Annotated in this window: 24 protein-coding genes; 18 read left to right on the forward strand and 6 right to left on the reverse strand. The window is 71.3% G+C overall.

Annotated features, from left to right (window positions below; translation table 11 throughout):
* Positions 1-8: 8 nt before the first annotated feature.
* On the forward strand, positions 9-1,007 hold the full coding sequence (locus R2N01_RS04280; RefSeq protein WP_316668800.1) for a LacI family DNA-binding transcriptional regulator: 999 nt from the start codon (positions 9-11) through the stop codon (positions 1,005-1,007).
* Positions 1,008-1,027: 20 nt separating this feature from the next.
* On the opposite strand, the gene R2N01_RS04285 is transcribed toward R2N01_RS04280, so the two are convergent.
* From R2N01_RS04285 to R2N01_RS04300, 4 genes are read right to left on the reverse strand one after another with little or no spacing between them, the layout of a single operon-like run.
* Entirely contained in the window at positions 1,028-2,254 is a 1,227-nt protein-coding gene (locus tag R2N01_RS04285; RefSeq protein ID WP_316668801.1) for a glycoside hydrolase family 32 protein, read from the reverse strand.
* Positions 2,251-3,090 carry a carbohydrate ABC transporter permease gene (locus R2N01_RS04290; protein WP_316668802.1) on the reverse strand — a complete coding sequence of 280 codons (840 nt, stop codon included), beginning with the start codon at positions 3,088-3,090 and terminating at the stop codon, positions 2,251-2,253. The genes R2N01_RS04285 and R2N01_RS04290 overlap by 4 nt, the downstream gene beginning before the upstream one ends.
* A gap of 10 nt (positions 3,091-3,100) precedes the next feature.
* A complete protein-coding gene (locus tag R2N01_RS04295) occupies positions 3,101-4,003 on the reverse strand; it encodes a sugar ABC transporter permease (protein WP_316668803.1) in 903 nt (300 codons plus the stop codon).
* 2 nt (positions 4,004-4,005) lie between these two features.
* A complete protein-coding gene (locus R2N01_RS04300) occupies positions 4,006-5,385 on the reverse strand; it encodes a sugar ABC transporter substrate-binding protein (RefSeq protein ID WP_316668804.1) in 1,380 nt (459 codons plus the stop codon).
* Positions 5,386-5,535: 150 nt separating this feature from the next.
* Here R2N01_RS04300 and R2N01_RS04305 point away from each other — a divergent pair, with 150 nt between their 5' ends.
* Genes R2N01_RS04305 through R2N01_RS04330 form a run of 6 tightly spaced genes read left to right on the forward strand, consistent with a single transcriptional unit; the run spans position 5,536 to position 10,229 of the window.
* Positions 5,536-6,426 carry a ParA family protein gene (locus R2N01_RS04305; RefSeq protein ID WP_399553234.1) on the forward strand — a complete coding sequence of 297 codons (891 nt, stop codon included), beginning with the start codon at positions 5,536-5,538 and terminating at the stop codon, positions 6,424-6,426.
* The gene (locus R2N01_RS04310; RefSeq protein WP_316668805.1) at positions 6,411-6,710 is read left to right on the forward strand and encodes a hypothetical protein; all 300 of its coding nucleotides are present in this window, start codon (positions 6,411-6,413) and stop codon (positions 6,708-6,710) included. The genes R2N01_RS04305 and R2N01_RS04310 overlap by 16 nt, the downstream gene beginning before the upstream one ends.
* A 2-nt stretch (positions 6,711-6,712) precedes the next feature.
* Positions 6,713-7,624, forward strand: coding sequence for a segregation/condensation protein A (locus R2N01_RS04315; protein WP_316668806.1), 912 nt, complete (start codon positions 6,713-6,715; stop codon positions 7,622-7,624).
* On the forward strand, positions 7,614-8,372 hold the full coding sequence (locus tag R2N01_RS04320) for an SMC-Scp complex subunit ScpB (protein ID WP_316668809.1): 759 nt from the start codon (positions 7,614-7,616) through the stop codon (positions 8,370-8,372). The genes R2N01_RS04315 and R2N01_RS04320 overlap by 11 nt, the downstream gene beginning before the upstream one ends.
* Positions 8,350-9,099 (forward strand): pseudouridine synthase, encoded by a 750-nt coding sequence (locus R2N01_RS04325; protein WP_316668811.1) that lies wholly within the window; start codon positions 8,350-8,352, stop codon positions 9,097-9,099. The genes R2N01_RS04320 and R2N01_RS04325 overlap by 23 nt, the downstream gene beginning before the upstream one ends.
* A 56-nt stretch (positions 9,100-9,155) precedes the next feature.
* Positions 9,156-10,229, forward strand: a complete 1,074-nt coding sequence (locus tag R2N01_RS04330) for an FKBP-type peptidyl-prolyl cis-trans isomerase (protein ID WP_316668814.1) — start codon at positions 9,156-9,158, stop codon at positions 10,227-10,229.
* A 14-nt stretch (positions 10,230-10,243) separates the two neighbouring features.
* Here the strand turns inward: R2N01_RS04330 and gluQRS are convergent, their stop codons facing one another.
* The gene (gene gluQRS / locus R2N01_RS04335) at positions 10,244-11,167 is read right to left on the reverse strand and encodes a tRNA glutamyl-Q(34) synthetase GluQRS (protein WP_316668816.1); all 924 of its coding nucleotides are present in this window, start codon (positions 11,165-11,167) and stop codon (positions 10,244-10,246) included.
* A gap of 53 nt (positions 11,168-11,220) precedes the next feature.
* Here gluQRS and R2N01_RS04340 point away from each other — a divergent pair, with 53 nt between their 5' ends.
* The 4 genes from R2N01_RS04340 (at position 11,221) to tatC (ending at position 14,417) form a co-directional block, all read left to right on the forward strand.
* On the forward strand, positions 11,221-12,180 hold the full coding sequence (locus tag R2N01_RS04340; protein ID WP_316668818.1) for a WYL domain-containing protein: 960 nt from the start codon (positions 11,221-11,223) through the stop codon (positions 12,178-12,180).
* Positions 12,177-13,151, forward strand: a complete 975-nt coding sequence (locus tag R2N01_RS04345; protein WP_316668820.1) for a WYL domain-containing protein — start codon at positions 12,177-12,179, stop codon at positions 13,149-13,151. The genes R2N01_RS04340 and R2N01_RS04345 overlap by 4 nt, the downstream gene beginning before the upstream one ends.
* Positions 13,152-13,287: 136 nt before the next feature.
* On the forward strand, positions 13,288-13,527 hold the full coding sequence (locus R2N01_RS04350; protein WP_316668822.1) for a twin-arginine translocase TatA/TatE family subunit: 240 nt from the start codon (positions 13,288-13,290) through the stop codon (positions 13,525-13,527).
* A 20-nt stretch (positions 13,528-13,547) separates the two neighbouring features.
* Positions 13,548-14,417, forward strand: coding sequence for a twin-arginine translocase subunit TatC (gene tatC / locus R2N01_RS04355; RefSeq protein ID WP_316668825.1), 870 nt, complete (start codon positions 13,548-13,550; stop codon positions 14,415-14,417).
* Positions 14,418-14,435: 18 nt separating this feature from the next.
* Here tatC and R2N01_RS04360 read toward each other — a convergent pair whose 3' ends face one another.
* Positions 14,436-15,305 carry an HAD family hydrolase gene (locus R2N01_RS04360; RefSeq protein ID WP_316668827.1) on the reverse strand — a complete coding sequence of 290 codons (870 nt, stop codon included), beginning with the start codon at positions 15,303-15,305 and terminating at the stop codon, positions 14,436-14,438.
* Between the two features lie 116 nt (positions 15,306-15,421).
* Here R2N01_RS04360 and R2N01_RS04365 point away from each other — a divergent pair, with 116 nt between their 5' ends.
* The 7 genes from R2N01_RS04365 to ilvC form a co-directional block, all read left to right on the forward strand.
* The gene (locus R2N01_RS04365) at positions 15,422-18,163 is read left to right on the forward strand and encodes a DEAD/DEAH box helicase (protein ID WP_316668839.1); all 2,742 of its coding nucleotides are present in this window, start codon (positions 15,422-15,424) and stop codon (positions 18,161-18,163) included.
* A 59-nt stretch (positions 18,164-18,222) separates the two neighbouring features.
* Positions 18,223-18,552 carry a putative quinol monooxygenase gene (locus tag R2N01_RS04370; RefSeq protein ID WP_316668829.1) on the forward strand — a complete coding sequence of 110 codons (330 nt, stop codon included), beginning with the start codon at positions 18,223-18,225 and terminating at the stop codon, positions 18,550-18,552.
* Between the two features lie 56 nt (positions 18,553-18,608).
* The gene (hisF, locus tag R2N01_RS04375; RefSeq protein ID WP_316668831.1) at positions 18,609-19,373 is read left to right on the forward strand and encodes an imidazole glycerol phosphate synthase subunit HisF; all 765 of its coding nucleotides are present in this window, start codon (positions 18,609-18,611) and stop codon (positions 19,371-19,373) included.
* Positions 19,374-19,530: 157 nt separating this feature from the next.
* A complete protein-coding gene (locus R2N01_RS04380; RefSeq protein WP_316668833.1) occupies positions 19,531-20,016 on the forward strand; it encodes a hypothetical protein in 486 nt (161 codons plus the stop codon).
* Between the two features lie 226 nt (positions 20,017-20,242).
* Positions 20,243-22,003, forward strand: a complete 1,761-nt coding sequence (locus tag R2N01_RS04385; RefSeq protein ID WP_316668834.1) for an acetolactate synthase large subunit — start codon at positions 20,243-20,245, stop codon at positions 22,001-22,003.
* Positions 22,000-22,527 carry an acetolactate synthase small subunit gene (gene ilvN / locus R2N01_RS04390; RefSeq protein ID WP_316668835.1) on the forward strand — a complete coding sequence of 176 codons (528 nt, stop codon included), beginning with the start codon at positions 22,000-22,002 and terminating at the stop codon, positions 22,525-22,527. Before R2N01_RS04385 ends, ilvN begins: the two co-directional genes overlap by 4 nt.
* Positions 22,528-22,557: 30 nt before the next feature.
* Positions 22,558-23,244 (forward strand): ketol-acid reductoisomerase (ilvC, locus tag R2N01_RS04395; RefSeq protein WP_316668836.1); only part of this gene is annotated, 687 nt, incomplete at its 3' end.

The raw sequence follows: 23,244 nt of genomic DNA on the forward strand, positions 1-23,244 counted from the left end.
CGAGTCTGATGAACCACAAGGTCACCTCGTACGACGTGGCCCTGGCCGCCGGGGTCTCGCGCAGCGCGGTGTCGCTCGTGCTCAACGGAAAGGCCGACGGCGTGATCTCCGCGGAGAACCAGCGCGCGGTGCGGGAGGCCGCCGAGAGACTCGGCTACCGGCCCAACCGGGTGGCCCGCAGCCTGCGCGACAGCAGGACCCACCTGCTGGGCGTCGTCACCGACGTGACCTCGGGCCCCTACGGCGGCGGCATGATCACGGGCGCGACGATCAGGGCCGCCGAGTCGGACCATCTGCTGCTCGTCATGGACGCCCAGGAGTGCCGGCACGACGAGGAGAGGGCCATCGAGGCCCTGCTGGCCCGGCAGGTCGATGGTCTCATCGTCGCGCCGGGCAGCCTGCGCGAGTGGACTCCCCCGAAGGCCTTCGGGCAGGTGCCCGGGGTCCTGCTCGACGCGACCGATCCCGACGGGCGCGCCACCTGCGTCGTCGGCGATGAGACCGGCGGCGGGTACGCGGCCACCCGGCTCCTGCTGGACGCCGGGCACCGTGACATCGCCCTGCTCACCGGCCTGCCGGCCCAGGTGGCGACAGGGCGCAGGCTGGCCGGCCACGAGCGCGCCATGCGCGGGAGCGGCGGGCGCTGCCGGGTCGTCACCTGCGGCTGGGACATCGACGACGGCTTGCGCGAGGGCGCCCGTCTGCTGGACGGGCCGGACCGGCCCACGGGGATCGTCTGCGCCAACGACCGGGTGGCGGCGGGGGTCATCCTCGCGGCCGCGAGGCTCGGCATCGACGTTCCCGATGGGCTCTCGGTGGTCGGCTACGACGACGACCCGAGCATCGCCGCGCAGCTGGATCTCAGCACGATCGGCCTGCCGCACCGCGCGATGGGGGAGCGGGCCGTCGAGCTGCTCCTGTCCGCGATCTCCGGAGGGCAGCTCGAACCCGGCGAACTGCTCGTCCCGGCCCCGGTGCTCAGACGCGGCTCCGTCAGGATGGTCTGAGCCGGGCGGTCCGGGCGGCCTCAGCGCAGGGCGTGCGCCGCGATCGTCCCGCCCCCGTCGACCCGCCAGCTCGACGATGCGGTGGGATAGATCCGGGTCGTGCGCCAGCCCTCGTCCGAGACCACCTCGACCAGCGAACCGTCGACGAGCACCTGGGCCCGACCGGGCAGGGCGATCCGCCCGGCCCCTTCCGCGCCGGTGCAGATCAGGGCTCCGGGCCCGGTGGTCGTCAGCCGGAAGGCCGGCGCCCGCGCGGCGGGCCAGCTGCCGGGCAGGGACTCGGCGCGATGGGCGAGGTACTCGGGCGCCGGGGCGCCGACGAGGCGCCCGTCGCGCAGGTGCAGTTCGCGGGGCGTGGTGAGCGTGCCCGACCAGCCGTGCCCGGCGAGCCAGTCCTCGTCCCGGTCGAGCTCGCGCGCCCAGCCCCACAGGAGCGCCCTTCCGTCGTCGACGAGCACCTGGGGCGCGTAGAAGGATCGGCCCGTGTCGACCGTTCCGCCCTCGTACGGGACGAGACGGGGCGCCGGCCCGCCGTCGTCGAGTTCGCCGCGCATCCACCGCACGCCGGAGAGGAGCGAATGCCCGCCGGCGGTCCGCAGCAACGAGACCAGCAGGACCCACTGCCCATCGATCCGCACGAGGTTCGGACACTCCCAGACGTCGGCCCGGGCGATCTCCCGCGCCACCGGGTCCCGCCCGTCGAGCAGGGAGCCCAGCAGGCGCCAGTCGGTGAGATCGGTCGCGTCGTAGACGAGCACCTGCGGCGTCAGACCGGGCCCGCCATGGCCCTGCACGATGCAGCGACGGTCCCCGATGGACACGACGAAGGGATCGCGCGTGTGTGCTCCCGGCGGGCCCACCCGTCCCGCGCTCGGCGGCCCCGTGCGCGTCCAGGAGCGCAGATCGGGACCGCCCGTCGCGATGCACCCGACGGCGTTCTCCGGCGTGCCGGGCATCGCCGTGTAGCAGATGGTCGGCGTCCCGGCGTCCACGGTCAGGCAACCGCTCCAGCAGCCGGCGGCGTCCGGCCCGCCGGGAACTGGCCTCATCGCGATCGGCTCCTCGCGCCAGTGAGCGAGGTCGGCGGAACTCATGTGCCCCCAGACGATGCGCGCGTGGTGGGGCGAGTCGGGGTTGTACTGGAAGAACACGTGCCAGCGTCCGCCGGCCCTGCACAGTCCGTTCGGGTCGTTGACCCAGCCGCGGGGCGGACGCACGTGGAGCACGGGCAGTGCGGGATCGGTCACTTGACGGCTCCAGCGGTGAGGCCCTCGCGCAGCGGGCGCTGCCCGATGACGAAGACGATGAGTGCAGGAATCATCGAGAGTACGACACCGGCGAGCACGGTGGCCATCGAGCCGCTGCCCATGCGCCCCTGAAGACTCACCAATCCCAACGGCAGGGTGAAGTTGTCCTCGCTGATCGTCATGATGAGCGGTCGGAAGAACTCGTTCCAGATCGCGTTGAACGCCAGAATGCCGACGATGGCCAGCCCCGGTGCTGCCAGGGGCAGGTAGATCCTGCTGAAGATCCGCCAGGAGGAGGCCCCGTCGACCTGGGCGGCCTCGCCGAGGCTGTCCGGGATGCCCATGAAGTACTGCCGCATGAGGAAGGTGCCGAACGCGGTGGGCAGGGCGGGCAGGATGAGCGCCAGGAGGGTGTCGGCCAGCCCCATGCCGCGGATGAGGATGAACACCGGCACGATCGTCATCTGCATGGGGATCATCATGGTGGCGAGGACCACGCCGAACAGCAGGTTCGAGCCCCGGAAACGCAGCCGGGCGAAGGCGTAGCCGGCCAGCGCCGCCGTGGACATCTGGCCGAGGGCGCACAGGCCGGTGACCAGCGTGGAGTTCCAGAACAGACGGATGACGTCGACCTGCGAGAAGACGTCCCGGAAGGCCGCCAGGCTGAGTCGGCGCCGTCCGGTCCCATCGGTGGGGGTGAGTGAGGCGAACAGGGTCCACACGACCGGGCCGAGGGTGAGGACGAGGGCTGCGGACAGCACGATCGCCCGTGCCAGGAGGAGGGCGCGCGCCTCGCGGCGGCCCGGGTTGCGAGTGCGAGCGGTGGGCGATGGCATTGCAGGATCCTCACATGTAGAAGACGAGCCGCCGGGAAAGGCGGAACTGGAGCCAGGTGGCGATCATGATGATGACCATGAGCAGAAGACCGATGGCCGAGGCGAGCCCGAAGCGGAGCTCCTGGAACGCCGACTGGTAGACGATCATGACGGCGGTGCGCGTGGAATCGCCCGGGCCTCCTTTCGTCAGCACATAGGGCTGGTCGAAGATCTGCAGGGCGGAGATGATCGCCATGACGCTGGCGACCAGCATCGTCGGGCTGATGAGGGGGAGCGTGATGCGGGTGAGCTGGCGCCAGCCGCTCGCCCCGTCGATGTCCGCAGCCTCGTAGACGTCCTCGGGGATCGAGGCCAGACCGCCGATGAACAGCAGGAAGGTGAAACCGAAGTTCTGCCAGACGTAGACGAGCACGGTGACGCACATGGCCCCCGTCGTCGTGGTGAGCCAGCCCACCGGGCCCAGTCCGACGAGGCCGAGGATCCTGTTGACGACACCGAAGTCCTCGTTGAACAGATAACTCATGACCAGCGAGACCGAAGCCGCTGACAGGACGAGCGGGAGGAAGAACGCGGACCGGAAGAGGGCACGCAGCCAGCCCGGCATCCTCGTCTGCACCAGCACCGCCAGGATCAGGGCCACGAGGATCTGCAGGATGACGGCGACGATGACGAAACCGAAGGTGTTGAGGAAGGAGATCCGGATCGTCGGGTTCGCCGCCACCGACTCGAAATTCTTGAGGCCGACGAATTCCGGGGCCGAGATGATGTCCCAGTCGAAGAAGGCGAGAAGGACCGATGCCGCCATGGGCAGGAGGGTGAAGAGCCCGACCCCGATCACGGTGGGGGCCAGGAAACAGGCCGCGAGCCGACGCTCCTTGCGGCGGGCCGCGGTGGTGCCGGAGTCGTGAGCCATGGTCACTCCTCGGCCAGTGCCAGCTCGAGGTCGCGCTGCAGGCCGCTCAGTGCCGTCCGCACGTTCTCCCGCGAACCGGTGACCGCGTTCAGGACGTTCTTGAGGAGGGCGGTCTCCACGGCGGCCTCCTGCGGGGGCGCCGGTATGGGGGCCGTCGTGGGGAACCGGTCGAGTGTGCCGTAGAAGATGTCCCAGTGCTCCGGGCCGGTGGACGCGTAGAGCTCCGTGTTGTGCGAGCGGCGCGCGGAACTGGAGTCGGGTTTGGTCTGGGCGATCCGCATTCCCTCCGGCGAGACGACGAACTTCAACCATTCCCAGGCCTCGTCCTTCCGCCTGGACGATTTCATGATCGCGTAGCCCGAGGCCCCGAACTGGTGCTGCTGGGTCAGGTGCCTGGGGAAGTAGGCGGCGTCGTACTGGTCCCTGGGCATGCCGGCCTCCGCCAACCCGTCGACCCAGTAGCCCCCGGAGGGGGTCATGCCGATGACACCGGTGCTGAATCGGCTCACCAGCTCGTTGCCGCCGCCCGAGGCGGGGGAGGAGCCGAGGCCCTCGGCGATGAGTTCCTGGACGAACTCGAAGGCCTCCAGCACCGCCGGGTCGTCCGCGTTCGGCTGCTCCCAGCGGTATCCCCCGGAGCGGTCGTGCTCGTCCGGGTAGAACTCCTGCCACAGCCAGTCGCCACCGGTGAACCGTTCGGGTTCGAGGAAGCTCGTGCCGTTCGTGTACAGCCAGGGGACGATGCCGCCCCACATCCGGTTCGTCCAGAAGAAGGGCCGGAGGCTCCCCGTGGCGGCGTCGCGCATGGCTCGCAGGCAGCCGAGGAAGTCGTCCCAGGTCCACTCGTCGTCCGGATGGTCCAACCCCGCCATCTCCATGGCCGGCCGGGAGAAGAACATGTTCGCCGCGTTGAAACTGAGCGGCAGCTGGAAGAGACTGCCCTGGTACATGAACGCCTCGATGAGCGAGGGATGGACGTCGTCGAAGAACTCCCGCAGCTCCTCACGGTCGCGTCTGACGTACTCGTCGAGTGGATGCGCGAGCCGGTCGGCGAAGAGCTGGGTGCCCTCGGTGGCGACCATGACGACGTCGGGTGCGGTGCCCGCGGCGACCAGGGTGAGGATCTTCGCGAAGAAATCGCTCCAGTCGGCGCCCTGGACGGGGGTGATGCGGACGGGGATGTCCGGGTGGGACTGCCGGAAGCCCCGGACCAGCCCGTCATCGGCCGCGGCGTCCTGCGCGGTGCCGTTGAGCGCGATCGTGAGGGCATCGGAACGGCGTCCCGGAATGTCGAGCCCGGTGAGTCTTCGCCAGGAGAGCGCCGTGCCCAGCGCCGCGGCGCCGCCCAGCCCCAATGCCGCGCGACGTGATAATTCCGGCATGATCGAGCCTCCTCACTGAGACATAACACGTGTTAGGTTATGGGGGTGGCGGCTCTCTGTCAATGGTTCCCGGGCGCTCGGACCGCCGGAGTGGGGCTCGGAGGCTGCGTTGACTACCCTGGTCCCAGCACCATCGTGAGGAGTCCATTGATGACATCGGATAATCTGCCGGGCCTTGATGAAGCGGACGATCAGGCCGAGGCGCCCGACGCGATGGGCCGGCCCGCGCCGCAGCTCGTCGTGCCGGAGCAGACCGATGGTCCGAGACGGGCGGTGGTCATTGCGCTGTGCAACCAGAAGGGCGGTGTCGGCAAGACCACCACGACGATCAACCTCGGCGCTGCGCTGGCCGAGCTGGACCGCAAGGTGCTCCTGGTGGACTTCGATCCCCAGGGCTCTGCGTCCCTGGGCCTGGGCGTGCACCCGCACACCCTCGACAAGAGCATCTACAACCTGCTGCTGAGCGGCCAGTACGCCTTCGACGACGTCGTGCTGAGCACCAATGTGCCCGGCCTGGACCTCATGCCGGCCAACATCGACCTGTCGGCCGCCGAGGTGCAGCTCGTCAGCGAGGTCGCTCGCGAGCAGACGCTCAAGCGCGTCCTCGACCCGGTGCGCGATCGCTACGACTTCGTCCTCATCGACTGCGCGCCGTCCCTCGGCCTGCTCACCATCAACGCGCTGACCGCCTCCGACCGCGTCATCATCCCCTTGGAGTGCGAGTACTTCGCCCTGCGCGGCGTTGCGCTGCTGTCCGACACGATCAACAAGGTCATCGACCGTCTCAACCCCGATCTGCGCGTGCTCGGCGTACTGGCCACCATGTTCGACGGCCGTACCGTGCACACCCGCGAGGTCCTCAACCGCGTGCTGGAGGTCTTCGGCGACGAGGTCTTCCACACCGTCGTGCGTCGTACCATCCGCTTCCCCGAAACCACCGTCGCCGGTGAGCCCATCACCACTTACGCCCCGGGCTCACCGGGCGCCGCCTCCTACCGCACGCTCGCCAAGGAGGTGCTGGTCAGGTGCCACGAAGGGTGAACCTGCCCGGAGCGGAGGAATTCTTCCGCCCCACGCAGGGGGCCGTCCCGCCGGGGGGGACCTCGGGCGCGACGAGCGGCCGTGTGCGCCACGACGAGAAGATCACGATCTATCTGTCGGGCGCCGAGCTGCTCGGGCTGGAGCAGGCTCGCCTGAGCCTGCGCGCCCAGCACCACGCCGCAGCCGACAGGGGCCGCATCGTCCGGGAGGCCATCGCCATCGCACTGGCCGACCTCGCCGAGAACGGTGAGGCGTCCGAGCTGGTCAAGCGGCTGAAGGGCTGAGGATGGCCCGGGTCCCCAGCACGCAGCCGGACCGGGCCGGCGCGGGGCACGACTTCCACGTGAGCCTCGACAACTTCGACGGCCCGTTCGACCTGCTCCTGCAGCTGATCAACAAGCACCAGCTCGAGATCACCGAGGTCGCCCTCTCACGGGTGACCGACGAGTTCATCGTCCAGGTCAGGGCGGGCGGGGCGCACTGGGACCTGGAGCGCACGAGCAGCTTCCTGGTGGTCGCGGCCACCCTGCTGGACCTGAAGGCCGCACGCCTGCTGCCCAGCGGAGAGGTGGACGACCCCGAGGACCTGGCCCTGCTCGAGGCCCGTGACCTGCTGTTCGCCCGGCTGCTCCAGTACCGTGCGTTCAAGCAGGTCTCGATGCGGTTCGCCTCCCTCATGAGCGCCGAGGCACGCCGCTTCGCCAGGCCCGGCGGCCTCGAGGACGCCTTCCGCGGGCTCCTGCCCGAGGTGACCATCCCCGGCGGTCCCGATCGCCTGGCCGGCCTGGCCGTGCGCGTCTTCTCCCCGCCCGATGTCGCGACGATGCCGGTGGAGCAGCTGCACGTCGTCACCGTCAACGTCGGCGAGCAGGCCCGGGTCCTCGTCGACCGGCTGCGCCGCTGCGGGCAGGCGAGCTTCCGCTCGCTGACAGCCGGCGCCGACCGGATGACCGTCGTCGCGCGGTTCCTGGCCCTGCTGGAGCTCTTCCGCCGGGCCGCAGTGGCCTTCGAGCAGCTGACCCCGCTGAGCGAGCTGACGGTGCGCTGGACCGGTCAGGCCGATGGCGAGCTGCCCATCAGCGACGAGTTCGACGTGCCCGCAGGTCAGGAACCGGCCCGGCCGGTCGCTGGCCCGGAACCGGCCGGGCGCGGCAGCGATGATCCCGACGAGCAGGCAGGAGAGCGGCATGAGCGATGAGGAGCCGTCGGCGCCCGGGTCCGGGGAGCACCGGATCGCCGGGCCGGAGGGGCCCGGGGCGGAGCGCGCGCCGAACGCCGGACAGGTCCGCGGGCTGCTCGAGGCCCTGCTCATCATGAGCGAGGAACCGGTCGACGAGATGACACTCGCCGAGGCCGCCGGGGCGCCGGTCGGGGTCGTCCGGGAGGCCCTCGACGGACTCGCCCGCTTCTACGACGAGAGCGGGCGCGGCTTCCAGCTGCGCCGGGTCGGCGGGGGCTGGCGCTACCACACGCGCCCCGAGCACTACGAGAGGATCGCCGCCTGGGTGCGCGCCGGCGGCCAGAACAGGCTCACCCAGGCGTCCATGGAGACCCTCGCCGTCATCGCCTATCTGCAGCCGGTGCCGCGTTCGCGCGTCTCGGCCGTACGGGGCGTCAACGTCGACGGCGTCGTGCGCACGCTGCTGGCCCGGGGCCTCGTCGACGAGCAGGGGGCCGACTCGTCCACCGGGGCCGGGCTGCTCGTGACCACCGACTACTTCCTCGCGCGGCTAGGCTTGGACAGCCTGGCCCAGCTGCCCGACATCGCGCCGCTGCTGCCGGAGGCGTCCGTCCTGGAGGCGGAGCTCGCGCGCCTTGCGCGTCCGGCCGAGGAGACCGGGGGCGCCGGCGCGCCGGACGGCGGCGGGGCCCCACCGGGCCCGCCGGGTCACCGGGGAAGCGACGGCGAGGAGCGGACGCACGATGAGCCAGACCAACGGCCGTGAGGCCACCGAGGGCATCCGCCTGCAGAAGGTGCTCGCGCAGGCGGGCCTCGCATCGCGCCGCGCCAGCGAGATCATGATCGACGAGGGGCGCGTCGAGGTGAACGGGCGCGTCGTCACCGGGCAGGGCATGCGCGTGGACCCCGAGCGCGACACGATCCGCGTGGACGGCGCCCGCATCCCGACCCGGCGCCGTCACATGTACCTGGTGCTCAACAAGCCCCGCGGCGTCGTCTCGACCATGGACGATCCCGCCGGCCGCGAGACACTGGCCCGGTACGTTCCGCGCCACCAGCGCCTATACCACGTGGGCCGCCTCGATGCCGACACCGAGGGCCTCATCATCCTGACGAACGACGGCGAATTCGCCCATCGCCTCGCGCACCCCAGCTTCCGGGTGCGCAAGACCTACCTGGTCGAGGCCGAGGGCCTCATGGACGACAAGGTCCTGCACCGCCTCGAGAGGGGCCTTCGCCTGGAGGACGGGCCGATCAGGCCCGACAAGGTCAGGCTCGTCTCGCGCGGGCCCTCCCACACGCTCGTGCGGATCACGCTGCACTCGGGCCGCAACCGCATCGTGCGCCGTATGATGGACTCGGTCGGTCACCCCGTCCGCCGGCTGGCCCGCATCGGGATCGGCCCGATCAGGCTCGGCGACCTGGCGAGCGGCGGCGCCCGCGAGCTGACGCACGAGGAACTCGGCGCGCTGCTCGATCTGGTCAGGATGTGAGCCCGCTCCCGGCGCCGGTCGGCCGGGGGGACGAGGAGGCCGGGTAGCATGACCGCGTGCCAGTTAATTCCAGCCGATCCGCCCGTGCCGCCTCCCACCGCGCGCTGCCCCTCAGGCGCATCGCCGTGGCCCTGCTCGTCCCGCTCATCCTGGCGGGCGCGGGCGGATGCGGCGAGGACGACGCCTCCTCGGATCAGTCGGCATCCGCCACCTCCGCATCCGCGAGCACCGAGGCCAGCGAATCGACCAGCCAGGCTCCTGCGACGATCATCGACAGCCTCGACCAGATCACCGTCACCGGCGAGGCCGGGCAGTCCCCGACGGTCACCGCCGCCTGGCCGCTGGGCGTGAACGAGACGATGAGCAAGGTCCTGGCGGCCGGCAACGGCGCCGAGGTCGTCGAGGGCGGCACGGTCGAGGTCAACTACTGCGGCGTCAACGGGCGCACCGGCGGTGTCTTCGACGAGAACTACAGCTCCGGCAAGACCGCCACCTTCTCGCTCGACAAGGTCATCACCGGCTTCTCCAAGGGCCTGACCGGCAAGCACGTGGGCGACCGGGTGCTCATCGGCGTCACCGGCGCCGACGGCTACGACTCCGCGGGCGGCGCGGCGAGTGCCGGCATCGAGGTGGGCGACACGCTCTTCTTCGTCGTCGACATCGTCTCGACCACGCTGACCGGGCCGTCCGGCGACACGGTCGCCGTCGACGACGCGAGCCTGCCCACCGTCACGTGGAGCGGCGGCATCAACGACCCGTCGGTCTCCATCCCGGCCGGCGTCGAGGCCCCGGGCGACCTGAGGGTGCAGACCCTCATCAAGGGCGATGGCGCCGAGATCGCCGACACCGGCGCGACGATCACCGTGAACTACCTGGAGGTGGCCTACTCCGACGGGCACGTCATCGAGTCGACCTACAACGACGGCAGCCCCGCCCCGCAGAGCGGCGCCCTCAACTCGCTCATCGACGGCTGGCAGGAGGGCCTCGTCGGCCAGACGGTCGGCAGCCGCGTGCTGCTGGTCGTGCCGGGCTCGAAGGCCTACCCGAACGGCAACGAGAGCCCTTCGATCGACCCGGACGCGACCCTCGTCTTCGTCGTCGACATCCTGTACCGGCAGGCCTCCTCCTGATCCGTCGGCCCCCCTCAGGCTCCGGTGAGCCCGGGGACGACCCACTGCTCGGCCAGAGCCCGGTCCTCCAGCAGGGTGCTGCCGCGCAGCGCCGCCAGCAGGGCGCGGGGGTCGGCGGCGCGCGGCAGGCCGCACGAGTCCGACAGCAGCCGGAAGACCCGCCGGGCGCTCATGCCGGAGGATTCCAGCTGCGCGAGCGTCACGGCCCCGTCGCGCTTGGCCAGGCGCCTGCCCCGTCCGTTCACCGCCAGGCCCACGTGCGCGTACCGCGGCGCCCGGGAGCCGAGGCGCTCGGCCAGCCAGGCCTGGCGCGGCGCCGAGGCGAGCAGGTCGACGCCCCTCGTCACCTGGGTGATGCCCTGGGCCGCGTCGTCCACGACGACCGCCAGATTGTAGGCGGGGGATCCGTCGTTGCGCTGCAGGACGAAGTCGTCGACATCGCCGACGACGGGGCCGGCGAAACGATCCTCGATCCTCTGGACCGCCCCGCCGGCCCGGACGCGGATGGCCGCCGGGCGGGTCGCCCGCCTGGCCGCGCGCTCGGCCCCGGACAGCCCCGCGCAGGTGCCCGGGTAGGGGCGCCGGACGCCGTGCGGGGCGCTGGACGCCTCGGCCACCTCGCGACGGGTGCAGTAGCACTCGTAGGTGTCCAGGCCCGCGACCGCGTCGCGGTACAGGTCCAGCCGCTCGCTCTGGCGCACGACGGGGCCGTCCCAGTCCAGGCCGATGGCCTCCAGGTCGCGCAGTTGCCGGTCGGCCGCGCCCGGGGCGGCCGCCACCCGGGCGCGATCGAGGTCCTCGATGCGCACGATGAAGTCCAGCCCGTCCGCGCGGGCGAAGAGCCAGGCCAGCAGGGCCGTGCGCAGATTGCCCAGGTGCAGGTCGGAGGTCGGCGAGGGCGCGAAACGCCCCGCCCCGGCGTCTCGGGAGGTACTCACCAGGCCATGGTGGCACGACGGCCCCGCGCCGGGGCGCTGGTACCGTTCTGAGCGTGGCGCAACGTACATCCGAGAGGCTCGTCAATCTGACGATCGCGCTGCTCAGCGCGCGCCACTGGGTGAGCAGGGACCAGCTGCGCGAGCTCGTCACGGACTACCGCCGGATGAGCCCGGCCGGTTTCAGCCGCGCCTTCGAACGCGACAAGGATGCCCTGCGCGCTCTGGGCGTGCCGATCGTCACCGGCAGCGACGACGCCTGCTTCGAGGACGGTTCCGGCTACCGGATCACCCGCCGGGACTTCGAGCTGCCGCCGGTCGACTTCGACGCCGACGAGCTGTCGGCCCTGGCGCTGGCCTCCCGCGTCTGGCGCGAGGCCAGCGCCAGGGCCGACACGATCAGCGCCATCGCGAAACTGCGCGCGGGCGGCGCCCAGGTGGACTCGCGGCGCTTCGAGGCCCTCGCCCCGCAGATCAGCGCCAGCGAGCCCGCCTTCGACGTGTGCTGGCAGGCCACCCTCGACCGCACCCGCATCGCCTTCCGCTACCGCGGCGCCGACGAGCTGCGCACCGTCCGGCCGTGGAGCCTCATCTGGCGGCGCGGCAGCTGGTACCTGCTCGGCTTCGACGAGGACAGGGGTGCTCCGCGCATGTTCAAGCTCGGCCGCATCAGCTCCGGGCCGGCCACCGTCGGCGGGCCAGGGGCCTTCACCATCCCCGCCGATACCGACCTGGAGGGGCTCTCGCGCTCCCTGGAGCCCTCCGGCCCCGACGCGAGCGCCGTCATCGCCGTGCGCGACGGGTTCCTGCCCCAGCTGACCCGGCACGGGACCCCCGCGCGCAGCGACGTCGAGCTGCCCGAGGACTTCACCTGCTGGAGGATCGAGTACTCCGCTCGCGGCGATCTCGCCGCTCGGGTCGCCGCCGCCGGGCCCGACGCCGTCGTTCTCGAGCCCGCCGGGCTGCGCGCCGAGGTCGTGCGCCTGCTCCGGGCCAGCGCGAGGAGGCCGGCATGAGCACCAGTGCGGAGCAGGTCCAGCGCATGCTCGCCGAGGTCCCCTACCTGATGGCCAACCCCGGCGTCACCGTCGACGAGGTCGCCGAGGCCTTCGCCATCACCTCCGCGCAGGTCGGCAGGGACCTTCAGGCCCTGTGGATGTGCGGCCTGCCCGGCCAGGGCGGGGGAGACCTCATCGAGATCGACATGGACGGCGTCGAGAACAACGGCGTCGTCCGCCTGAGCAATGCCGACTACCTGTCGCGCCCGATGCGTTTCACCCCCGACGAGGCCACGAGCCTGATCGTCGCCCTCAAGGCCGTCGCGGAGACCGCCACCGGGGCGCTGGCCGAGGCCGCCGAACGGGCCGGTCGCGAGCTCGGGGCCCTGGTCGCCGGGGTGCCGGCCGACCGCGTCGAACTGCGTCTGGCGGCGGGTGACGACGACGTGCGGGAACGGCTCCGCCGGGCCATCGAGGCGGGTTCGCGGGTGCGCCTGGTCTACGACAACGCAAGCCGGGGCCGCACGACGCGCCCGCTCGTCGATCCGGCCGCCATCGAGGTGCGCGAGGGCACCGCCTACCTGCACGCCTGGTCCCTCGGTGAGGGTGCGGCTCGTGAGGGCTGGCGCACCTACCGGCTCGACCGCATCAACGAGCTCGAACCGACCGGCGAGCCGGCGGCCGACCATGGCGGCGCCCCCCTCCAGCGCCCCTGGTTCGACGACGCCCAGCAGACCGTCACCCTCGACCTGGCGGCCTCGGCCCGCTGGGTCGTCGAATACTGCCCGACGACGAAGGTCACCGAGCTGGGCGGCGGGGCCGTGCGCGCCGTCTTCCCGGTGGGGGACCCGGGCTGGGTGAGCGGCCTGCTGCTGCGACTCGGCGATCAGGTGCTGGCCGTCGAGCCCGCCGCGGCGGCCGGGGGGGCGCGCGAACGCGCCCTGTCCGCACTGGAACTCAACCGGGAACTCTTTGGGGAGCCCGCGTAACCTGGCTTCCAGGTACTGCGCGCAGCGGGCGCGCGCCGCCCGGCCGCGGTGCCGATGGACACGGGCGCCGTCGATCTCGGCGGCTGCGGACAGAACATGCGTCGGCGCGGCCGGCACCCTCTCAAGGAGATGTGACATGAATCTCGGCTGGCAGGAACTCCTCATCGTCCTGGGCATCGCCGTCCTGCTCTTCGGCGGCACCAAGCTGGCCGGTCTCGGCCGCGCCTCCGGCAAGGCGATCCGCGAATTCAAGGAGGAGACCGAGGGCCTCAGTTCCGGGAGGAAGGCCGAGCAGGCCGCCGCCGTGACGCAGGCCCCGGTCCAGCGGGCCGAGCAGGCGGTCGAGGGCGTCGACCCGACCACGGACAACGCCTGACCGGGCCCCTCGGGCGCGCCATGGCCACCACGATCGACCAGGAGCAGGCCGGCGGCGCCGCGCGCACCGGGCGCAGGCGCCGTCACATCCTGCCCGAGTCCTGGCGTCCTCCCCAGATCTCCGAGGACGGCTCGATGGAGCTCGTCGACCATCTCCGGGAGCTGCGCTACCGCATTCTCGTGTCGATCGTGGCGGTCGTCGTCGTCGCCCTGGCCTGCTTCGTCTTCTTCGACCAGCTGATCGCGGTCTTCTTCCACCCGATCAACACGGCGATCGACGCCTACCGGGCGAGCAACCCCGACGCCCAGGTGGCCATCACCACCTCGAACATCACCGGCGGCTTCACGCTGTGGATGAAGATCCCCGTAGTCGCCGGCTTCATCCTGTCGTGCCCGATCTGGCTCTACCAGCTGTGGCGCTTCATCGCCCCGGGCTTGCTCGCCAACGAGCGCAGGGCCGCGCTGAACTTCCTCGTGCCCTCCGTCCCGCTGTTTCTGGCGGGCGTCGTCCTCGGCTACTGGATCTGCCCCAAGGGCTTCACCGTCCTGCTGCAGTTCAACCCCTCCGGCGTGACCAACCTCAACGACGCCAACGAGTTCCTCACCTTCGAGATGACCCTGCTGCTCGTCTTCGGCCTGAGCTTCCTGTTGCCGGTCGTGCTCATCATGCTCGACAGATTCGGCATCGTCACCGGCGCCGGACTGGCCAAGTACCGCACCGTCGCCGTCTTCGGCTGCTTCCTGTTCGCCGCTGTGGCGACGCCCTCGACCGATCCCATTTCGATGGCCGTGCTGGCCGTACCCATGTCGGCCCTGTACGTGATCGCCGAGATCATCTGCCGGCGCAACGACAAGCGCAGGGCCGTCCGACCCGGGTCCGGCGCCGACTGATGCGCCGGCCCGAGGAGCTCAGGGCCTGCTGCCGAACCCGAACCATGCCTCGATGACCCGGGCGAAGCCGTCCCGCTCGTTCGACGGGGCGATGAAGTCGGCGACGGCGCGGGTCTCATCGCAGCCATTGGCCATCGCCACGCCCACCCCGGCCCGCTCGACCATCCGGGTGTCGTTCTCGGCGTCGCCGAAGGCCATGATGACCCCGGTGCCGGCCCCGAGGGAGCGCGCCAGGTTGTCCAGCCCCAGGGTCTTGTCCACGCCGGGGGCCATGAACTCGATGAGGTTGGGGCCGGTCTTGATCCCGATCACGCGCGGGTCGTCCCACCGGGCCGCGCGCTCCTCCAGGAGGTGCATCCGGGCCGGGTCGCAGAAGATGTGCAACTTCGCCTGGGGGACGTCGAGGAGGCGGTCGAAGTCGGGGTCGAGCTGGACGGTGACGCGCGCCCAGGCGGTCATCTCGTTCATCAGCTCGGTCAGCCCAGGGGTGAGGAAGATGCCGTCCTCGATGATCGAGAAGGCCACCGGCAGGTCCTCGAAGAAGGCCATGACCTTGCGGAAGAGGCCGGCCTCGACGAAGTGACCACGGCTGACCCGGCCCGTACGGCATGCCAGGAATTCCGAGCCGTTCAGGCCCGAGACGTAGTCGACGAGGTCGGTGATGCCCCAATTCTCCATGAGGCGCCCGATGGAGACGACGTCACGGCCCGAGGCGATGCAGAAGGGGATGCCGGTCTCGTGGAGGTCGCGCAGGGCCGCCCCGGTGCGCTCGCTCACCCACGAGGAGGGATCGAGCAGCGTGCCGTCCAAGTCGGACATGACGGCCCGGACCCGGCCCCGCTCGCCGGCCGGCGGGAGACTGGCGGGGGAGAACTCGATTGCACTCACCCCCCGATACTCTCACGAGCGGCGGCCACGGCGAGTGCCTCTACTCTGAAGGAGTGAGTGCACCGCAGACCAACCAGCCCGCCGGGCCGGCGCCAGCCGGGCGCCTGGCCGAGTTCATGGCGGGCTACAGCTTCGCCTTCGACCCGTTCCAGCTCGAGGCGTGCGCCGCCATCGACGCCGGTCACGGCGTGCTGGTGGCCGCGCCCACCGGCTCGGGCAAGACGGTCGTGGGCGAGTACGCCTGCCATGTCGCCCTGGTCGAGGGCCGGCGCTGCTTCTACACCACGCCCATCAAGGCCCTGAGCAACCAGAAGTACCACGATCTCGCCGCCCGGTACGGCTCCGGCGATGTCGGCCTGCTCACCGGGGACGTCTCCGTCAACGGCGATGCGCCCGTCGTCGTCATGACGACCGAGGTGCTGCGCAACATGCTCTACGCGGGCTCGCGCTCCCTCGACGCCCTCGCCTACGTCGTCCTCGACGAGGTGCACTACCTGTCCGACCGCTTCCGGGGCGCCGTCTGGGAGGAGGTCATCCTCGGGCTGGCCGGCTCGGTGCAGATCGTCTCCCTGTCGGCCACCGTCAGCAACGCCGAGGAGTTCGGGCAGTGGCTCGACACGGTGCGCGGCCACGTCGACGTCGTCGTCTGGGAGCAGCGGCCGGTGCCGCTGCAGCAGCACGTCATGGCCGGGCGACAGATCCACGAGCTCTTCGACGGGCCCGATCAGCGGGTCAACCCGCGCCTGGTCCAACTGGCCAGGGGCGAGGCCCGTCAGATGCGCGACGACTCGCGCCGCCCCCGCGGGCGCAGCGGCCGCGGCAGGAGGAGCACCGCCTACGGCTCCGGCCGGTTCGGCGGCGCCACCAGCCGCGAGTACGTCGCCAGGGACTCCCGCAGGGGCTCCCTGACGCCCGGCCGCGCCTCGGTCGTCATCGGGTTGGACCGAGCCGACCTGCTGCCGGCCATCTACTTCGTCTTCAGCCGCTCCGGCTGCGATGGGGCCGTGCGCCAGCTGCTCGCCTCCAACGTCCGCCTGACCGCCCGCGACGAGGCCGGCCAGCTGGAACGCATCGCCCGCCGCCACGGCGCCGGTCTGAGCGCCGCCGACCGCCGGGCCCTCGGCTGGGACGGCTTCGTCGAGGCCCTGCGCCGCGGCATCGCGGCCCACCACGCCGGGCTGCTGCCGGTTTTCAAGGCGATCGTCGAGGAGGCCTTCGCCCGCGGCCTGCTCAAGGTCGTCTTCGCCACCGAGACCCTTGCGCTGGGCATCAACATGCCCGCCCGCACCGTCGTCCTGGAGCGCCTGGTCAAGTACAACGGCCAGGCCCACGCCGACATCACACCGGGGGAGTACACCCAGCTCACCGGTCGCGCCGGCCGCCGCGGCATCGACACCCAGGGTCACGCCGTCGTCCTGTGGCAGCCGGGCATGGACCCGCGCGCCGTCGCCGGCCTGGCCAGCAGGCGCACCTACCCGCTGCGCTCCAGCTTCGCGCCGAACTACAACATGGCCGTCAACCTGGTTCGCGGCTTCGGGCGCGTGCGGGCCCGCGCCCTGCTCGAGCAGAGCTTCGCCCAGTTCCAGACCGACCGGCGCGTCGTGGAGCTCTCGCGCCAGAACAACGCCGTCGCCGAGCAGATCGAGCGGGCCTGGTCCGAGGCGGCCTGCGAGCTCGGCGACTTCGCCGCCTACGCCCGCCTGCGCGGACGCGTGGGCGGGCTGGAGAAGGAGATCTCGCGCGTCAGGAGGCAGGACAGGCGCACCGGGATCATCGACTCGCTGGGGCGTCTCGAACCCGGTGACGTCTGCTGGCTGCCGTCCGGGAGGCGCGCCGGATGGGTGCTCGTCGTCGACCCCGGCGGCCTGAACCACGACGAGCCGGAGCTGCTCGTCATGACGGGCTCGCACCAGCTCGTGGAGCTCGGCCGCCAGGACGTCACGGCGCCCGTCGCAGTCGTCAGCAGGCTCCGCGTGCCCCGCCGCTTCAACCGTCACTCCGCGGCGGACCGGCGCGCACTGGCCCGCTCCTTCGACGCCCGCGTCGCCGAACTCGACGAACGGGGGCCGCGCGCCGCCGGGCCAGGGGCCGATGCCGGGCTGGTGGCCGAGGTCGAACGGCTCCGCGCCCAGATGGCGGACCATCCCTGTCACGGGTGCCCCGATCGCGAACTGCACGCCCGGGCCGCGGAGGAGGCGCTGCGCCTGGAGCGCTCCGTCGCCGTGACCGACCGCCGCGCCGGCATGGCCCGCAACTCCATCGCGGTCCGGTTCGACCGCATCTGCGCGGTCCTCGACTCGCTCGGCTACCTGGATGCCGCCCATCCCGACGAGATCACCTCGGCCGGCGCCATGCTCGCGCGCATCTACAGCGAGATGGACCTCGTGATCGCCGAGGCCATCCGCTCCGGCGCGTTGGCCGGCCTGCCGGTCCCCGCGCTGGCCGCCGTGCTCAGCACGTTCGTCCACGAGTCGCGCCCCGGCACGGCCTCCTCGTACCGCATGCCCGACGAGGCATCCGAGGCGGCCCAGAGCACCCTGCGCGGGCTCTGGCGCCAGGTGGGCCTTGTCGAGCGCGACAACCGGGTCGAGCGGTCCCGGAGCCTCGACATGGGCTTCGCCGGGCCGGTCCACCTGTGGGCCCGGGGCGCCGGCCTGGCGCAGGTGCTCGACGAGTCCGGGATGACGGCCGGCGACTTCGTGCGCTGGACCCGGCAGGTCATCGACCTGGCCGACCAGATCTCGAACGCCCCCGGCATCGGCGAGCTCGGCCAGGCCGGGCTCGCCGATGCCTGCCGGGGCGTGGTCGGCGCGCTGCGCCGCGGCATCGTCGACGTCGACCGGGAGACCCTGGACTGACCCCCGGCCGTCGGCGGACGTGCTGGCGGGCCCGGAGGCACGGGGCCAGAATGAGATCCATGATCGCCATCACCGTCAAGTGGGACGTCAGGCCCGAGCACGCCGATGACTTCATCGACCTGACCGGAGAGTTCACCCGGGCCTGCCGCGCCGAGCCCGGCTGCCTGTGGTTCGAGTGGTCGAGGTCCGTCGAGACCCCCGGCCAGTACATCCTCATCGAGGCCTACCGCGACGCCGCTGCCGGCAGGGAGCACGTCGAGTCCGGGCACTTCCGCAAGGCCATGGCCACCCTGGGCCGGTACGTGGCCCGCCGCCCGCAGGTCGTCTCCGTCTCGACCGAGCAGCAGGGCTGGGCCCCGCTCGGCGAGCTCACCATGCCCGATGAGTGAAACCGGTCCCCGCCGGCCGTGACTCCGGCAGGGACCGGTACCGATAGGCTGAGCCCATGACCGTGGCCATCCGTGTGATCCCCTGCCTGGACGTCACCGATGGGCGGGTGGTCAAGGGCGTGAACTTCGCCGATCCGCGCGACGCGGGCGATCCCGTCGAGCTGGCCGGCGCCTACGGCGCGGCCGGCGCCGACGAGCTCACCTTCCTCGACATCTCCGCCAGCTCGCAGGGGCGCGCGACCACCCGCGAGATGGTCACCCGGTGCGCCTCGACGGTCTTCATCCCGCTCACCGTCGGCGGGGGCGTGCGCAGCGTCGAGGACGTCGACGCCCTGCTGCGCTGCGGCGCCGACAAGGTGAGCATCAATACCGGGGCCATCGCCGATCCCGAGGTCATCGACGGGATCACCGGGCGCTTCGGCAACCAGGTGCTCGTCCTCAGCCTCGACGCCCGCCGCGAGCCCGGCATGCCGTCCGGCTACGGCGTCACGACCCACGGCGGCAGGCGCTCGGCCGGTCTGGACGCCATCGAATGGGCCGAGGAGGCGGTGGCCCGCGGCTGCGGCGAGGTGCTCCTCAACTCCATGGACGCCGACGGCACCCGGGACGGCTTCGACACGGAGATGACCGCCGCCGTCCGCGAGGCCGTCGACGTGCCGCTCATCGCCTCCGGGGGCGCCGGCAGGCCCGCGGATTTCGTCGAGGCCGTACGCGCGGGCGCCGATGCCGTGCTGGCCGCCTCCGTCTTCCACTACGGCGTGCTCACCATCGAACGGGTCAAGCGGGAGCTCGACCGGGCCGGCCTGCCCGTCCGCCTGTGAATTGCTGGCCGCGATGGGCCCCCGGCGGCCCGCGGGGGACCGGACGCCTGACCGGTGCGCTGCGGCTGCTGGCCCCGCCCTGCCCGTGTGGGGCTGCTCGGCCTGCTCCTCATCCCCCCGCACGACCGGCGGTTCGGCGGACCCCTGGGATGCGCCGATGGACTACGGGCACGCCCTGTGGTTCGGTGCGCACGCCCTGCTGCGCTTCGCCGAGACCTACGAGAGCCTCGACCCGGTCTCGGGGACGGTCTTCCCGCTGTCCGGGGTGGGGGCGGCCCTCGGCACCCTCATGGGTCTGGGATCGTGGTTCGCCTGGCAGATCCTGCTCGTCGGCGTCAACGCCGCCGCCCTGACCTGGCTGGGCCGTCTGCCTGGCCGGGCTCGCGCCACTCGTCTGCGCGCGCATCGCGCGCCGCGCCGCCCACGGGCAGCGGGCGCCGGTCCTCGCCGCCGTGCTCCGCTGGGCGGGATGGGCCCTGCTCTGGCCCGCCGATCTGCTTGCGGGCACCGGGTTCGTCAGCCCGTCCGCGGTCTGACCGCAGCCGTGGCCGGAACGGTCGGGTCCCTGCGCGGGAGCGGGCGCACCTCGCAACGGCCATTGTGCGGACGCCCCATGTCAGCAGGCGGACGGGCCGTGCAATAATGGCTCCGTGCCCGGAAAGCGAATTCTCGTACTTGCCTAGCGCTTCGTTCATTCCGACGGAGCGCTCCCTCGTATGCCAGCAGGCAGCGAGGGTTTTTTGTTAGTCCGGACTTTCGCGTCCCGCCCCGCGCATGCGCCCGGGGCGGCGGGTGCTGCACAACCAGGGCCGCTGCGGCGGTCCTGCCACGGGTGAGCCGAGGGCTCACGGGCGGAGAAGGAGGACGCCATGGCAGGCGAACCGAAGTCGCGCGAGACGCGCGCGGCCGAGCTCACCGGCGCGCAAGCGCTGCTGAGGTCCCTTGAGAGGCTCGGGGTCGACACCGTATTCGGTCTCCCCGGCGGCGCGATCCTCCCGCTGTACGACCCGCTCTTCGACTCCGGAATCCGCCATGTGCTGGTCCGTCATGAGCAGGCGGCCGGCCACGCGGCCGAGGGGTACGCCGTCGCGACCGGCCGCGTCGGCGTCTGCATCGCCACCTCCGGGCCCGGGGCCACCAACCTGGTGACCCCCATCGGCGACGCCTACATGGACTCGGTGCCGCTCATCGCCATCACCGGGCAGGTGAACTCGACGTCCATCGGCACCGACGCCTTCCAGGAGGCCGACATCCGGGGCATCACCACCCCGATCACCAAGCACAACTTCCTCGTCACGCGCGCCGAGGACATCCCCGCCGCGCTGGTCGAGGCCTACCACATCGCCCATACCGGCCGCCCCGGCCCGGTGCTCGTCGACGTCGCGAAGGACGCGCTCAACGACGTCGTGCCCTTCGTGTGGCCCGAGAAGGTCGTGCTGCCCGGCTACAAGCCCACCGTGACCCCCCATGCCCGGCAGATGTCCTCCGCCGCGCAGGTGCTGGCCAGGGCGGAGCGCCCCGTACTCGTCGCCGGCGGCGGCATCATCCGCGCCGGGGCGGCCAAGGAGCTCGCCGCCTTCGTCGAGACCACCCGGATCCCGGTCGTGACCACGCTGACCGCCAAGGGGGCCCTCCCGAGCACCCATCCGTTCAACATGGGCATGCCCGGCATGCACGGCACCGTCGCGGCCGTCGGCGCCATTCAGCGGGCCGATGTCGTGCTGGCCATCGGCACGCGCTTCGATGACCGGGTCACCGGCGAGCTGTCGACCTTCGCGCCGCACGCCACCGTGATCCACGCCGACATCGACCCGGCCGAGATCGGCAAGAACGTCAACGCGGACGTGCCGATCGTCGGTGATGCCCGCAAGGTGCTCGCCGGCCTCATCGCCCGCCTGGGCGACAAGGGGCTGCAGGACCTGACCCCATGGCACGAGTACCTGCAGAGGCTGAAGGACCGCTACCGGGTGGGCAGGGAGCGCTCCGCCGACGGCACGCTCAGCCCGCAGCGGGTGATCGAGCGCATCGGCGAGAAGTTCGGCACCGAGGCCATCTACGTCACCGGCGTCGGCCAGCACCAGATGTGGGCCGCGCACCTGCTCCCGGTCGGCCGGCCCAACCACTTCCTGACCAGCGGCGGCGCCGGCACGATGGGCTACTGCGTGCCCGCCGCGATGGGTGCCCAGGTGGGCCGTCCGGACGCCGTCGTCGTCGGCGTCGACGGCGACGGCTGCTTCCAGATGACCAACCAGGAGCTCGTCACCTGCGCGCTGAACCACATCCCGGTGAAGATCGCGGTGATCAACAACAACACGCTGGGCATGGTGCGCCAGTGGCAGTCGCTGTTCTACAACGAGCGCTACTCCAACACCGACCTGCACTCGGATCAGCTGCCGAACGTCCCGATGCTGGCCGAGGCCATGGGCGCGGCCGGCCTGCGGGCGAGGACCGAGGACGAGGTCGACGAGATCCTCGCCCGGGCCGTCGAGATCAACGACCGTCCGGTCGTCATGGAGTTCATCTGCGAGAAGGACGCCATGGTCTGGCCGATGGTCGCCGCCGGCACGAGCAACGACGACATCAAGATCGCGCGCGACATGGCGCCGAACTGGGAGGAGGACGAGCTGTGAGGACTCACACGCTCAGCGTTCTGGTGAGCAACCGGCCCGGCGTGCTCGCACGCGTCGCGGGCCTCATCTCCAGGCGCGGGTTCAACATCGACTCCCTGGCCGTGGGCACCACCGAGCGCCCCGAGGTCTCGCGCATGACGATCGTCATGGCCGTCGAGGACGAGCGGGTCATCGAGCAGGTCGTCAAGCAGCTGAACAAGCTCATCGAGGTCTACAAGATCGTCGAGCTCGAGGACAACGCGGTGAACCACGAGATGCTGCTGGTCAAGGTCAGCTGCACGGACTCGAACCGCTCGTCCGTGATCGACATCACCGATCTGTTCCGCGGACACATCGTCGATGTGAGCCCGGACTCTGTGACCATTGAGGTCACCGGGGGGCAGGAGAAGATCGCCTCCTTCAGCACGATGGTCGGTTCCTACGGCATCATCGAGATGGTGCAGTCCGGCCAGGTCGCCCTGGGCCGCGGGAGCAAGAGCATCAATGAGAAGAAACGTCCGGCCCTGGCCAAGCGCAAGGGCTGAGCGCGAGAACTACACGAAACAGGAGTGGTAATGGCAGAAATGTTCCATGAGGACGACGCCGATCTTTCGGTGATCCAGTCGAAGACCGTGGCCGTCATCGGCTACGGCTCGCAGGGGCATGCTCATGCGCTCAACCTGCGCGACTCGGGGGTCAGCGTCGTCGTCGGCCTGCGCGAGGGCTCCAAGTCCGTCACCAGGGCGGAAGAGGTGGGCCTGACCGTCAAGCCGGTCGCCGACGCCGTCAAGGACGGCGACGTCGTCGTCATCCTCGCCCCGGATCAGGTTCAGGCCACGATCTACAGGGAGCAGATCGAACCCAATCTGAAGCCCGGCGCCGCCCTGCTGTTCGCCCACGGTTTCAACATCCATTACGGCTACATCAGGCCCGCCGCCGAGCACGACGTCATCATGGTCGCCCCGAAGGGTCCCGGCCACACCGTGCGTCGCGAGTACGAGGCCGGTCGTGGTGTCCCGGTCCTGGTCTGCGTCGAGCAGGACGCCTCCGGCCAGGCATGGCCGCTGGTCCTGTCGTACGCCAAGGCCATCGGCGGCACCCGCGCCGGCGCCATCAGGACGACTTTCCGCGAGGAGACCGAGACCGATCTGTTCGGTGAGCAGGACGTCCTGTGCGGCGGTCTGTCCAAGCTGATCCAGACCGGCTTCGAGGTGCTCGTCGAGGCCGGCTACCAGCCCGAGATGGCCTACTTCGAGGTCTGC

Origin of the sequence: uncultured Propionibacterium sp., assembly GCF_963539965.1 — a bacterium.
Classification (GTDB): Bacteria; Actinomycetota; Actinomycetes; order Propionibacteriales; family Propionibacteriaceae; genus Propionibacterium.